The 12,465-nt window shown below is 67.8% G+C and carries 13 protein-coding genes; 8 read left to right on the top strand and 5 right to left on the bottom strand.

What is annotated here, in order from left to right; all coding sequences use genetic code 11:
• Positions 1-243 precede the first annotated feature (243 nt).
• Positions 244-735 (bottom strand): DUF4188 domain-containing protein, encoded by a 492-nt coding sequence (locus AS181_RS23305; RefSeq protein ID WP_058253824.1) that lies wholly within the window; start codon positions 733-735, stop codon positions 244-246.
• Positions 736-786: 51 nt separating this feature from the next.
• Between AS181_RS23305 and AS181_RS23310 the strand changes: the two genes are divergently transcribed.
• The 3 genes from AS181_RS23310 to AS181_RS23320 all read left to right on the top strand — a co-directional run bounded on the left by AS181_RS23310 (position 787) and on the right by AS181_RS23320 (position 2,906).
• The gene (locus AS181_RS23310; RefSeq protein WP_058253825.1) at positions 787-1,383 is read left to right on the top strand and encodes a TetR/AcrR family transcriptional regulator; all 597 of its coding nucleotides are present in this window, start codon (positions 787-789) and stop codon (positions 1,381-1,383) included.
• A gap of 35 nt (positions 1,384-1,418) precedes the next feature.
• Positions 1,419-1,922, top strand: a complete 504-nt coding sequence (locus AS181_RS23315; protein WP_058253826.1) for a MarR family winged helix-turn-helix transcriptional regulator — start codon at positions 1,419-1,421, stop codon at positions 1,920-1,922.
• 114 nt (positions 1,923-2,036) lie between these two features.
• Positions 2,037-2,906, top strand: coding sequence for a type IV toxin-antitoxin system AbiEi family antitoxin domain-containing protein (locus tag AS181_RS23320; RefSeq protein WP_058253827.1), 870 nt, complete (start codon positions 2,037-2,039; stop codon positions 2,904-2,906).
• A gap of 69 nt (positions 2,907-2,975) precedes the next feature.
• On the opposite strand, the gene mmsB is transcribed toward AS181_RS23320, so the two are convergent.
• From mmsB to AS181_RS23335, 3 genes are read right to left on the bottom strand one after another with little or no spacing between them, the layout of a single operon-like run.
• Complete coding sequence (gene mmsB, locus AS181_RS23325) at positions 2,976-3,845, bottom strand: 3-hydroxyisobutyrate dehydrogenase (protein ID WP_058253828.1); 870 nt, start codon at positions 3,843-3,845, stop codon at positions 2,976-2,978.
• A gap of 36 nt (positions 3,846-3,881) precedes the next feature.
• A complete protein-coding gene (locus tag AS181_RS23330) occupies positions 3,882-5,057 on the bottom strand; it encodes an acyl-CoA dehydrogenase family protein (protein WP_058253829.1) in 1,176 nt (391 codons plus the stop codon).
• A 6-nt stretch (positions 5,058-5,063) separates the two neighbouring features.
• Positions 5,064-6,653, bottom strand: a complete 1,590-nt coding sequence (locus tag AS181_RS23335) for a CoA-acylating methylmalonate-semialdehyde dehydrogenase (protein ID WP_249145016.1) — start codon at positions 6,651-6,653, stop codon at positions 5,064-5,066.
• Between the two features lie 100 nt (positions 6,654-6,753).
• Between AS181_RS23335 and AS181_RS23340 the strand changes: the two genes are divergently transcribed.
• Positions 6,754-7,194 carry a flavodoxin domain-containing protein gene (locus tag AS181_RS23340; protein WP_058253830.1) on the top strand — a complete coding sequence of 147 codons (441 nt, stop codon included), beginning with the start codon at positions 6,754-6,756 and terminating at the stop codon, positions 7,192-7,194.
• A 25-nt stretch (positions 7,195-7,219) separates the two neighbouring features.
• On the opposite strand, the gene AS181_RS23345 is transcribed toward AS181_RS23340, so the two are convergent.
• A complete protein-coding gene (locus tag AS181_RS23345) occupies positions 7,220-8,125 on the bottom strand; it encodes a DMT family transporter (RefSeq protein WP_058253831.1) in 906 nt (301 codons plus the stop codon).
• A 115-nt stretch (positions 8,126-8,240) separates the two neighbouring features.
• Between AS181_RS23345 and AS181_RS23350 the strand changes: the two genes are divergently transcribed.
• The 4 genes from AS181_RS23350 (at position 8,241) to AS181_RS23365 (ending at position 11,959) form a co-directional block, all read left to right on the top strand.
• Entirely contained in the window at positions 8,241-8,534 is a 294-nt protein-coding gene (locus tag AS181_RS23350; protein WP_058253832.1) for a hypothetical protein, read from the top strand.
• Positions 8,531-9,025, top strand: coding sequence for a SixA phosphatase family protein (locus AS181_RS23355; protein ID WP_058253833.1), 495 nt, complete (start codon positions 8,531-8,533; stop codon positions 9,023-9,025). Before AS181_RS23350 ends, AS181_RS23355 begins: the two co-directional genes overlap by 4 nt.
• A gap of 21 nt (positions 9,026-9,046) precedes the next feature.
• Positions 9,047-9,871, top strand: a complete 825-nt coding sequence (nadE, locus tag AS181_RS23360) for an ammonia-dependent NAD(+) synthetase (RefSeq protein WP_058253837.1) — start codon at positions 9,047-9,049, stop codon at positions 9,869-9,871.
• 66 nt (positions 9,872-9,937) lie between these two features.
• Positions 9,938-11,959, top strand: a complete 2,022-nt coding sequence (locus AS181_RS23365) for an NAD(+) synthase (protein ID WP_058253834.1) — start codon at positions 9,938-9,940, stop codon at positions 11,957-11,959.
• Positions 11,960-12,465: the final 506 nt, after the last annotated feature.

A 12,465-nucleotide genomic window follows, 5' to 3' on the forward strand; every position in this document is an offset into this window, starting at 1 on the left:
TCTTTCGGGCGACCGATCAATCGGTCCATCACGCCCTTCTCACGCAAATCGCCCAGAATGGACGGATCATATTTAGGTGTCATTGCTAACGAACCGTTTAACCATGTTCAGCGTTTGGCACCGGACCGGACTCATCGGGAATGCGATGCCGATGTCGACGACTCGGAACCAGATGATCGTCGACGTCATTCGCTGAGACGACACGACTGATGAACGACAAAAAGCGAACGCAGCTGCCCTGGGTCAGCCACGTTGCGGGGCCGGCCGGTTGCGCGTCAACCGAGCCGAGGCGGTTGCGGTCCCCGGCCCCACGGGGTGCCACCCGACCGCCCGGGCCAGGCCCTGCGGGGGCATCCCGCTCGAGATGGTCTCGTGTTCGCCGATGACGTAGGTCTCGTGCCAGATCCCGACCGAGTCGGTGTCGGCGAGCTCGCGATTGAACCACCGCCACATGGACAGATGCGGGGCGTCGGGGTCGGAGGCGAACCGTCGGAGATCGTCGGCGCTGCGCCAGTACGACAACACCATCGGCGAACCGCCCAGATAGAGGCGCGCGTCGAGCATGCCCGCATCCGGTCGGCGACGGAGGTGGATCAGCATCCGGGACATCGACGTCAGCACCGGCAACCAGGCGCGTACCCGCCAGGGTCGCGTCACCCGCACCCCGATCAAGAACAGCGTCGTGCCCGGCGGCGGGGTGTCGTTGGTCGTGCGGGCGGCTCGGCGAGCGGACATGAGACCTCCAGGACATTTCGTAACGTTGTTACGAAACGATGTTATGAAACGATGGGCGTCGTGGCAAGACCCCGATCCCACACCGACGATGTGCGTACCCTGCTGCTCGACGAGGCGGTTCGCATGGTGGCCGCCGACGGCATCGGCGCGTTGTCGGTCCGGGAGGCCGCCCGTGCCGCCGACACCTCCACCACCGCGGTCTACTCGCTGTTCGGCAACAAGGAAGGCCTCGCGCGCGCGATCCTGGTGCGCGCCTTCGACGCGTTCGCGGACGCACAGCGCTCCGCCGCGGCGGCAGCAACCGACCCGACCGCGCTCGCCGAACTCGGTGTCGCATACGTCGGGTGGGCGCTGGAGAATCCCCGGCTCTACGAGCTGATGTTCGGGGATGCGCTGGTGGGTGTCGCACGCACCGAGGAGACCCGCGCCGCTGCGACGCGGGCGATCACCCCGCTGCGCGAGGGAGTACAGGCCGCGATCACCGCGGGCGTCTTCCGCGACGCCGACACCGACACCGTCGTCGCCTCGTTGTGGGCCCAGGTGCACGGCATGGCCATGCTCCTGCTGTCGGGCAACTACCCGGACGGTGCCGACCCGGTGGCTGCGGCGACGGCGGTCATCGACGGATGGCGTCCTGCTCGCGCCTGACCGCGGCGGGGCCGGAGGACCACTAGGGTGTCGGTATGGCAGGGCGCAGCATGGATTTCGACCCCATCGCCGAAGCACGGGAGAACTGGACCCAGGCGGGGTGGGGCGAGGTGGCCGACGGCATGGTCGCGGTGACGTCGGTGATGCGCGCCCATCAGATCCTGCTCGCCCGTGTCGAGGCCGCCCTGCGTCCGTTCGATCTCAGCTTCTCCCGCTTCGAACTGCTCCGACTGCTGGCGTTCTCGCGTCAGGGGTCCTTGCCGATCACCAAGGCCAGTGACCGGCTCCAGGTCCACGTGACCAGCGTGACCCACGCGATCCGTCGCCTCGAGGAGGGCGGGCTCGTCCGCCGCGTCCCGCACCCCACCGATGGACGTACCACGCTCGTCGAGATCACCGACCTCGGCCGCAAGACGGTGGGCGACGCCACGGAGACCCTCAACCGCGAGGTGTTCGGCAACGTCGGCATGTCCGACGACGAGATGACCGGCCTCGTCGGCGCCATCCAGTCGCTTCGCAAGCACAACGGGGACTTCTGAAACGGCGCGCGGAATCCGTATGACGTCGTGCCCGGAATCCGGGTTCGACGTCATACGGATTCGCTCAGCTGCTCGGCGTTGGAACCGCGCGGTGATCGTCTGCGTCGAAACCCCATGGACCTCGCCGAACTGACCGCCCGCCGAGACGGCGTGTTCTCCACCCGCGAAGCGCGTGATTGCGGTGCGAGCTCGTCGACGATCCAACGCAAAGTCGCTGCCGGCGAGTGGAAAGCGGTAGCACGCGGGGTGTACCTCGTCGCCGGGCACCACCGCACAGCCCGGGCTCAGGCCCGCATCGCGGTCCTGTCGGTGCACAACATGGCGGTACTCGGCGGACCAGCGGCCGCCTGGTGGCTCGGACTGCACGACACCGAACCCCGAAAACACCTCGTCTACACCCCGACCCGCGGCAGCGCCCGACGCTCGTCCGCGACCGCGGTGGTCAGGTTCCGGCGACTACACGACGACGACATCACCGAGCATCAAGGTCTCCGAACAACGAGCGCCGCGCTGACCGTCCTCGACGCCTCCCTCGACCTCGGGATCAGCATCCTCGATTCAGCACTACTCAGCACCCGCGTCACCCTCGACGCTCTCCGCGCCGCCAACGACCGCTACCCCAACCGGCACGGAGCACCGCGCGTCGCTGCCTATCTGAAACTCCTCGGCGACGGAGCACGATCGGAAGCCGAACGACTCACCACCGAACTGCTGACTGCCGCTGGGATCTCCGGCTGGATGCCGAACATGCCCGCCTACGGCTACGTCATCGATTTCGCCTTTCCCGACAGGAAGGTCGCAGTCGAAATCGACGGCTTCTCCTTCCACCGCGACGCCGCGGCCTTCCAGCGCGACCGCACCAAGCGCAACCTGCTCACCGCCAACGAATGGACTGTCCTCAACTTCACGTGGACCGACCTCGTCGACCGGCCCGCCCAGGTCGCCGCGGACGTCAGGGCCGTGCTCCGACGAGCGGCCGCCTGAAACGCGTATGACGTTGTGCCCGGAAACCGGGCACAACGTCATACGGATCTCGTGAGGTCGGCGAACGATCTAGTGAAGCGACGTGATGATCGCGCTGAAGTCGAGGTCCGCGTGCTGTTCGGCGAAGCCGCGGTAGAGCTGTGCGGCGTGGGTACCCAGCGGCGCACGGGCGCCGGTGCTGGCGACGGCGTCCATCGCGAGACCGAGGTCCTTGTTCATCAGGGCGGTCGCGAAGCCCGGCTTGAAGTCGTTGTTCGCCGGCGAGGTGGGGACCGGCCCGGGGACGGGGCAGTTGGTCTCGACGGCCCAGCAGTTGCCGGTGGCGCCGGTGATCACGTCGTAGAGCGCCTGGTCGTCGAGGCCCAGCTTCTGGGCGAGCACGAAGGCCTCCCCCACCGCGATCTGCTGGACGGCGAGCACCATGTTGTTGCACACCTTGGCGGCCTGGCCGGCACCCGCGGCACCGCAGTGGATGATCTTGCCCGCCATCGGATCCAGGGTGGTACGCGCTGCGGCGAAGGCCTCGTCCTCGCCGCCGACCATGAACGCCAGGGTGCCGGCGACGGCACCCTTCACCCCACCCGAGACCGGGGCGTCGACCTGTGCGAAGCCGTGCTCGGTGGCGCGCTGGTGGATGTCCCGCGCGTCGTCGACCGAGATCGTCGACGAGTCGATGAACAGGGCTCCGGTCGGAGTTGCCGGCAGGATCTCGTCATACAGCTTCTTCACGATGCCGCCGTTGGGCAGCATCGTCACCACGACCTCGGCGGCGGACACGGCCTCGATGGCGGCTGGGAAGGTCTCGATGCCGTTCTCCTGCGCGGTCTTCACCGCCTCGGGTACCGGATCGAAACCGCGGACGGTGTGACCGGCTTTCACCAGATTGGCGGCCATCGGGCCACCCATGTTGCCGAGGCCGAGGAAGGCGATCGTCGTCATTGTCTCTGCTTCCTACGAAAGTGGTTGTGAGCGAATTCAGCTGTCCCGGTAGCGGGTCGCGATCGAACGGCCGAGCACGACCCGCATGATCTCGTTGGTCCCCTCCAGGATGCGGTGCACACGGAGGTCGCGGACGATTTTCTCGATTCCGTACTCGGTGAGATACCCGTATCCGCCGTGCAGCTGTAGCGCCTGGTCGGCGACCTCGTAGCAGGTGTCGGTGACGAAACGCTTCGCCATCGCGCACTGTTCGACCTTGTCGGGCGCGCCGTCGTCGAGCGCCGTCGCCGCCTGCCACAACATGAGCCGGGACGCCTGCAGCGAGGTGGCCATGTCGGCGAGGGTGAACCGGATGGTCGGCTCGTCGATGAGCGCGTTGCCGAACGCGCGGCGACTCGCGACATAGGCCGCCGCCTTGTCGAAGGCGGCTTGCGCCCCACCGAGCGACGACGCCGCGATGTTGATGCGGCCGCCGTTCAGACCGTTCATGGCGATGCCGAACCCGATGCCCTCGGTGCCGCCGAGGAGGTTGCCCGCGGGCACCCGCACCTCGTCGAGGATGACCTGGGCGGTGGGCTGCGCATGCCAGCCCATCTTGTGCTCCTGCGCACCGAAACTCAGTCCGGGCGAATCCTTCTCGACCAAGAACGTGGAGATGCCCTTGGGGCCGGCGTCACCGGTGCGCGCCATGATGACGTAGAGGTCCGACGACCCGGCCCCGGAGATGAACTGTTTGACCCCGGTGAGCACGTACTCGTCGCCGGACCGCTCGGCACGCGTGGCGAGCGCCGCCGCGTCGGAGCCGGCACCCGGCTCGGTCAGGCAGTAGCTCGCCACCGTCTCCATCGTCGCCAGGCGCGGCACCCACGTCGAACGTTGTTCGTCGGTGCCGTACTCGTCGACCATCCACGTGCACATGTTGTGGATGGACAGGAACGACGCGACGGCCGGATCGGCGTACGCCAGTTGCTCGAAGATGCGCACCCCGTCGAGGCGTCGCAGACCGCTGCCGCCGGAATCCTCGGCACAGTAGATGGCACCCATCCCGAGTTCCGAGGCCTCACGCAACTCGTCGACCGGGAAGTGGTTCGTGGCATCCCATTCGAGCGCGAACGGCGCCAGTTTCTTGGCCGCGAAACCCGCCGCGGTCTCGACGATGACACGTTCGTCACCGTCGAGCCGGGCGAGTGCGGCGTCGGCGAAAGTCGTCAACGCCGATCAGTCCATCGTCGGGATGACGAACTCGGCGCCGTCCTTGATGCCCGAGGGCCACCGCGTCGTGACCGTCTTGGTCTTGGTGTAGAACTGGATCGACGCCGGGCCGTGCTGATTGAGGTCGCCGAAGCCGGAACGCTTCCATCCGCCGAACGTGTAGTACGCCACCGGCACCGGGATCGGCACGTTCACGCCGACCATGCCGACGTCGACCCGAGCGGTGAAGTCGCGGGCGGCGTCGCCGTCCTGGGTGAAGATCGCGACGCCGTTGCCGTACTGATGATCCGACGCCAGGGCGAGGGCCTCCTCGTAGTCGCCGGCGCGCACGATCGACAGGACCGGTCCGAAGATCTCCTCGGTGTAGATGGTCATGTCCTTGGTGACGTGGTCGAACAGGGTCGGGCCGATGAAGAAGCCCTTCGAGATGTCCTCGTCGCCGAAGGTCTGCTCGTTGTTGGCGCGCTCACGTCCGTCGATGACGACCTCGGCACCCTCCTCGGCACCCTTGTCGATGAACCCGCGGACCCGCTCGAGAGCGGCGGCGGTGACCAGGGGGCCGTAGTCGGCCTTGGGGTCCAGGCTGTGACCGACGCGCAGTGCGTTGACCCGGTCGATCAGCTTGGCGCGCAGCCGGTCTGCGGTCTGCTCGCCGACCGGGACCGCGACGCTGATCGCCATGCAGCGCTCACCGGCGCTGCCGTAGCCCGCACCGATCAGCGCGTCGACGACCTGGTCGAGGTTGGCGTCGGGCATGATGATCGCGTGGTTCTTGGCGCCACCGAAGCACTGTGAGCGCTTCCCGTGGGCGGCCGCGGTCGAGTAGATGTACTGCGCGATGTCGGAGCTGCCGACGAAGCCGAGGGCCTTGACGTCCGGGTGGGTCAGCAGCGCGTCGACCGCTTCCTTGTCGCCGTGGACGACCTGGAACACACCGTCGGGCAGGCCCGCCTCGGTGAACAGCTCGGCAAGACGCACCGGCACGGACGGATCGCGCTCGCTGGGCTTGAGGATGAAGGCGTTGCCGCACGCGAGCGCCGGTCCGGCCTTCCACAGCGGGATCATCGCCGGGAAGTTGAACGGGGTGATGCCCGCGACGACACCGAGCGGCTGACGGATGGAGTGCACGTCGATGCCGCCGCCGGCACCCGCGGTGAACTCACCCTTGATGAGGTGCGGGATGCCGATCGCGAACTCGATCACCTCGACGCCGCGCTGGATGTCGCCGAGCGCATCGGCGTGGGTCTTGCCGTGCTCGAGCGACAGCGTGGTCGCGAGTTCATCGGCGTTCTTGTTGACCAGGTCGACGAACCGCATGAGGACGCGGGCGCGCCGCTGCGGGTTCCAGGCGGCCCACTCCTTCTGCGCGGCCGATGCGGTCGCGATCGCGGCGGCGACTTCGTCGGTCGACGCCAGCGGAACCTGAGACTGCACGGCGCCGGTGCTCGGATTGAAGACGTCAGCAAAGCGGCCGCCCTCGGCGGTGACGCGCTTGCCGTTCAGGTAGTGCGGGATCGAGGGGACAGCAGGAGCGGACACGGAGATCACCTTCGACTTCGTTGGGGGTATGGCCGGTGTCACCACATAGTAGGACATCCAAGTATTTCTTCCAACCCCCCTCAACTGGGATTTCGCCCCGACGGGCGGGTTAGGCTACCCTCGCTTAGCGAAAACGCCGACGTCGAGAGGAGTTCACATGTCGGTCGTCATCCTCTACGGAACCGAAACCGGGAACGGTGAGCTCGTCGCCGACGCCATCGCCGACACGCTGGCCGCCGACCACGATCCGTCGATCTACGACATGAGCGAATACGCGGTCGAGGACCTCGACCCCGAGGACTTCCTCGTCATCGTGTGCTCGACGTACGGCGAAGGCGAGCTGCCGACTGGCGCCGAGCCCTTCGCCGACGAACTCGAGAGCGTGAACCCCGACCTCACCGGTCTCCGCTTCGCGGTCTTCGGTCTCGGGGACTCGATCTACGACACGTTCAACCGCGGCGGCGAGATCGTCGCCGAGATGCTCACCAAGCGCGGCGCGGTCCAGGTCGGCGAGCACGCTCGCCACGACAACTCCTCGCCCATCAAGCCGGCGAAGCAGGCCGCCGAGTGGGCCGAGGGGATCTCTCAGGAGATCTGAGCACGCCTGACGTCGACGCGGCCGGTCAACCCGCCGGGCGCGACGTCGCGCCCGCCGCCGGGCCCGCGTCCGCTGCGGCGTCGGCTGCGGCGGACTCCTCCGCCGCCACGGCCTGCTCGTATCCGCGCACGGCCGACAGCTTCGCGAGTTCGCACACAGCGCGCACCATGATCGCGAGCACGATCCCCAGGAACAGCGCGGTCGGTACCGACACCTTCAGGTTCTCACCGAGCAGCAGCACACCGAGCACCATCGCGACGGCCGGCTCGGCGACGGTCATCGACGGGAACGACGTCTGCAGATCACCGGCGCCGAACCCCATCTGCTGGGCGAGGATGGCGCAGACCACCACCAGCACGAAGAGATAGATCTCGGGGTGGACGAAGGAACGCCAGAAGTGGTGCGTGATCTGGTAGATCACGGTCTTCACCAGCAACGCCGACACGCCGAACAGGATGCCGGCGACGAGCCCGTAGAACAGTGCCTTGTAGTGCGGACTCGAGCGGTGGGCGAGGATCACCAGCGCGACCACGACGCCGATGACCGCTCCCACGGTGCCCCACAGCAGGAGAGCATCGGGGCGTCGCATCGACGGTTCGGGACGCGCCACGATCAGGAATGTCACCACGCACGCGACGAGAACCCCGCCCCAGGCCCACTCGATGCGGGCCGGGTGCCGATGATCGGCCCACGCCTCGAGCGGAAGGGCGAACAGCACGGCGAGCACGACGAGGGGTTGCACGAGGAGGATCGAGCCGAGTCCGAGTGCCGAGGCCTGCAAACCGAAGCCGCACAGCGCGATCGCCGCACCGGCCCACCATCCCGGGGTGATCGCACCGTTGACCCGGGAGGCGCGCTGACGCAGCACGGTACCGGCGGCGATCATCAACGCGGCCAGCACCGCGAGGAGCGCGGGTACCCAGGTGTGCACGATCCCCAGGGTAACGGCGGTGAGCCGCGGTCGCGGTCCCGGCCGGGGTCGTCCCGGGCGACATCGACGGTGTCGTAACACCAACGGCCTGCCCGGACAACGTAGATTCGAACCCATGCGTTATCGGTCAGATCTGGAACGACTGGCCACCCTCGACGCCGCCGCGATCGAGGTGGCCTGCACCGACTGCACCTCGGTGGGTGAGCTCATCGACTGTGCCGTGGACGAGTACCTGGAGTTCGACGTCGCCGCCGACGAGGCCGAGGCCCGCGGTCACGACGAACACGCGGCCTACCTCCGCCAGGAGGCCGCCGCCTGGCGCGCGACCGTGCGGGTCCTGCGGATGATCGGCGCCGAGTCGGGGTCCGAATCCGACGCCCGGGACCGCGGCCGGCACGGCGCCGCATGAGCCGGACCCGCACGCTGGTCCTGATGCGGCACGGCAAGTCGGGTTATCCGCCCGCGACGCCCGATCACGACCGTCCGCTGGCCGAGCGCGGCGATCGGCAGGCCGCCCTCGCCGGACGCTGGATGGCCGATGAGGGCCTGCGGATCGACGCGGTGCTGTGCTCGACATCGACGCGAACGCGGCAGACGCTCGCCCGAATCGGCATCGATGCGCCCGTGACCTTCGTCGAGGACATCTACGGCGGCGCGCCCGAGGAGATCCTGGAGGCCATCCGCGTCCACGCGCCCGCCGACGCGCGGACGGTCCTCGTCGTCGGCCACGAGCCCGGGATGCCGTCGACCGCGCTGACGCTCGATCCGCACGGCTACATCGAACGCTTCCCCACCTCGGCTTATGCGGTCGTCGGCATCTCCCACGAGTGGGACCGGATCGGGTTGGCCCCGGACCCCGAAGCCCACCTCGTCGGCGTGCGGATCCCACGCGAGGGGTGACCGGTGGCGCACACTGGGATCATGCGTGAGATCCAGCGAACCATCATCGACGCCCTCGCCGTGAAGTCTTCGATCGACCCCGGCGAGGAAGTGGAGCGGCGGGTCGGGTTCCTCGTCGACTACGTCCGCGTCACCGGCGCCAAGGGTTACGTACTCGGCATCTCCGGCGGCGTCGACTCCAGCCTGGCCGGGAAGCTCGCCCAACTCGCCGCCGAACGCATCCGGTCCGACGGCGGTGACGCGACCTTCATGGGCGTGCGGCTGCCCTACCGGGTACAGCACGACGAGGACGACGCGGCCGCGGCCCTCGAGTTCATCGGCGCCGACGAGGTCGTGACCGTCAACGTGGCACCCGGCGTGGATGCCCTCGACGACGAGATCGAACAGGCCACCGGCACCCGGCTCACCGACTTCACCAAGGGCAACGCCAAGGCGCGGCACCGCATGGTCGCGCAGTACGCCCTCGCCGGTGACCGCGGGCTGCTGGTGATCGGCTCCGATCATGCGTCCGAGAACGTCACCGGCTTCTTCACCAAACACGGCGACGGTGCGGCCGACGTGCTGCCGCTCTCCGGCCTGAACAAGCGACAGGGGCGTGCCATCCTGCGCCACCTGGATGCGCCGCAGCAGCTGTGGGAAAAGGTCCCGACCGCCGACCTGCTGGACGAGAAGGCCGGACAGACCGACGAGGACGAACTCGGCCTGCGCTACGACGACATCGACGACTACCTCGAGGGGCGCGAGATCCCCGAGGACGCGGCCGAGAAGATCGAGGCCGCCTGGCACCGCAACCGGCACAAGCGCACCACCCCCGTCGAGGTCGACGACACGTGGTGGCGGTCCTAGCCCTGCACCCGGCCGGCGCGTTCGGCGGACCCCACACGACGGCCTGTCCGCGATTAGGGTGTCGGAGTGTCTGTCTACGCAAACGGATTCGCCCGCGTCGCCGGAGCCGTACCCGTCCTGACGCTCGCCGAACCCGCGGTCAACGCCGCGCGCACCGTCGAACTCGCGACGCGGGCCGCTGACGACGGCGCCTGCCTGGTCGTGTTCCCCGAACTCGGGCTGTGCGGGTACAGCGTCGACGACCTCTTCCACCAGGACGCCCTCCTCGACGGTTGCCGCACCGCACTCGACGACATCGTGACGGCCAGTGCCGGGCTCAAGCCGGTTCTCTGCGTCGGACTACCGATGCGCGTGGGTGACGGCCTGTACAACTGCGCCGCCGTGATCCACGACGGCGCGGTCCTGGGGGTGGTCCCGAAGTCGTACCTGCCGAATTACCGCGAGTTCTACGAGCAGCGCTTCTTCGCCGCGGCGCGCGACGCGATCCCCACGACCGTGCGGATCGGCGACGACGAGGTCCCGTTCGGTGCCGATCTCGTGTTCGAGGCCCGCGACCTGCCGGGTTTCGCACTGTTCGTCGAGATCTGCGAAGACGGCTGGGTGGCGATCCCACCGAGTACATGGGCAGCTCTCGGCGGCGCGACCGTGCTGGCCAACCTGTCGGGCAGCCCGGTCACCATCGGCAAGGAGAGCTACCGCACCAACCTGTGCACCGGGCATTCCGCGCGGACCATCTCGGCCCACGTGTACGTCGCTGCCGGGTACGGCGAGTCGACCACCGACCTCGCCTGGGACGGCGATGCCCTCATCACCGAGAACGGTTCGCTCCTCGCCCGCAGTGAACAGTTCGCGACGATCGACCAGATCATCACCGCCGACATCGATCTCGACCGCCTGCGGCAGGAACGCATGCGGATGATCAGCCTCCGGGACCAGGTCGGCGATCACTCCGACCGGTTGAAGTCGTTGCGTCGCATCGGTTTCGACTTCGGAGACCTGTCCGACGACGATGTCGTCCGGCGGTTGGTTCCCCGATTCCCTTATGTCCCAGCGGATTCCGCCGACCGCAACGAACGCTGCGCGGAGGTCCGCTCCATCCAGGTCCAGGGACTGGCCCAACGACTGCGCTCGACGGGTCTGGAGAAGATCGTCATCGGGGTGTCCGGCGGGCTGGACTCGACGCTCGCACTCTTGGTCGCGGTCGACACCTTCGATCGACTCGGTCTGCCGCGCACCAACATCCTCGGTTACACGATGCCCGGCTTCGCGACCGGCGGCCCGACACTGCGGCGCGCCCACGCGCTGATGAACTCGCTCGGGGTGAGCGGCGCGGAGATCGACATCCGGCCGTCCTGTGAGCAGATGCTCGCCGACCTCGACCATCCGTACGCGCGCGGCGAGAAGGTCTACGACGTCACCTTCGAGAACGTGCAGGCCGGTGAGCGGACCTCACACCTGTTCCGGCTCGCCAACGCCAACGGCGCCATCGTGCTCGGGACCGGCGATCTCTCCGAACTCGCGCTCGGATGGTGCACCTACGGCGTCGGCGACCAGATGTCGCACTACAACGTCAACGGGTCGGTGCCGAAAACGCTGATCCAGCACCTGATCCGGTGGATGATCACCAGCGGGCACCATTCCGCCGAGACCACCGAGACGCTCGTCGAGATCCTCGACGACGTCATCTCTCCCGAACTCGTCCCCGCCGGCGACGACGGCCGGATCCAGAGCACCGAGGACACGGTCGGCCCCTACGAGCTGCACGATTTCTTCCTCTATCACCTGACGCGCTTCGGTTATCGCCCGAGCAAGATCGCCTATCTCGCGCGCCAGGCGTGGGGTGACCGCAGCCGTGGCCCGTGGTCGGATCTGCTGCCAGAGGACAAGCGCAACGAGTACGACACCGCGACCATCGAGCACTGGCTCTCGGTGTTCCTGAAGCGGTTCATGGGCAACCAGTTCAAGCGCTCGGCGATGCCCAACGGCCCCAAGATCGGGTCGGGCGGGTCGCTGTCCCCACGCGGCGACTGGCGTTCACCCTCGGATGCGTCGGCGCGGGTCTGGCTGGACGAACTCGCCGGGGGCTAGTGCGGCGGGTGGTCGGGCCCTGCGCAAGCTCCGGCCCGCTCCTCAGTACCTGCGGCCGGGCGGCCGTCGTGGACTACGAAGAACCCTCTTGAGGGTCCACATCTCTGCTCCCTGAGGTGCGAGCGAAGCGAGCCACGAAGGGCTCCGCAACCTGTCTCACCAGGCCCTTCGTGGCTCGTCGCTGATATGTAGTGCTGCTCTGTCAAGTCCCATGGCGAAATTGCCTCCTTCTCAGGGGCTGTTGTGGGGTTGGCCACCCGCCGCGGTGTGTGGTGGTCGTTACTCGCGACGGTGTTGTCGGACTGATATACGCGGGTTGGTTACCGCTCAACGGTGTTCGACAGGAGATGAAAACGCTGGCCGACGGGTCTATGTAAACGTGCGTACCGTGCACCCAAAAGTGCTGGCGCACATAGCGACGCCGTGGATTCGTTCCCTGTTCACCACAGCGGGAGTCCCGCGACGGGTGGCCAAGATTGTGTGTCAGTGCTGGTTAGTCGTCGAGC

Source organism: Gordonia sp. SGD-V-85, from assembly GCF_001456905.1.
GTDB classification, from domain to species: Bacteria; Actinomycetota; Actinomycetes; order Mycobacteriales; family Mycobacteriaceae; genus Gordonia; species Gordonia hongkongensis.

What these genes read in the sequence shown, in the direction of transcription:
- AS181_RS23305 (WP_058253824.1), bottom strand. Translation starts at nt 735, where the DNA reads ATGTCCGCTCGCCGAGCCGCCCGCACGACCAACGACACCCCGCCGCCG.
- AS181_RS23310 (WP_058253825.1), top strand. Translation starts at nt 787, where the DNA reads ATGGGCGTCGTGGCAAGACCCCGATCCCACACCGACGATGTGCGTACC.
- AS181_RS23315 (WP_058253826.1), top strand. Translation starts at nt 1,419, where the DNA reads ATGGCAGGGCGCAGCATGGATTTCGACCCCATCGCCGAAGCACGGGAG.
- AS181_RS23320 (WP_058253827.1), top strand. Translation starts at nt 2,037, where the DNA reads ATGGACCTCGCCGAACTGACCGCCCGCCGAGACGGCGTGTTCTCCACC.
- mmsB (WP_058253828.1), bottom strand. Translation starts at nt 3,845, where the DNA reads ATGACGACGATCGCCTTCCTCGGCCTCGGCAACATGGGTGGCCCGATG.
- AS181_RS23335 (WP_249145016.1), bottom strand. Translation starts at nt 6,653, where the DNA reads ATGTCCTACTATGTGGTGACACCGGCCATACCCCCAACGAAGTCGAAG.
- AS181_RS23340 (WP_058253830.1), top strand. Translation starts at nt 6,754, where the DNA reads ATGTCGGTCGTCATCCTCTACGGAACCGAAACCGGGAACGGTGAGCTC.
- AS181_RS23350 (WP_058253832.1), top strand. Translation starts at nt 8,241, where the DNA reads ATGCGTTATCGGTCAGATCTGGAACGACTGGCCACCCTCGACGCCGCC.
- AS181_RS23355 (WP_058253833.1), top strand. Translation starts at nt 8,531, where the DNA reads ATGAGCCGGACCCGCACGCTGGTCCTGATGCGGCACGGCAAGTCGGGT.
- nadE (WP_058253837.1), top strand. Translation starts at nt 9,047, where the DNA reads ATGCGTGAGATCCAGCGAACCATCATCGACGCCCTCGCCGTGAAGTCT.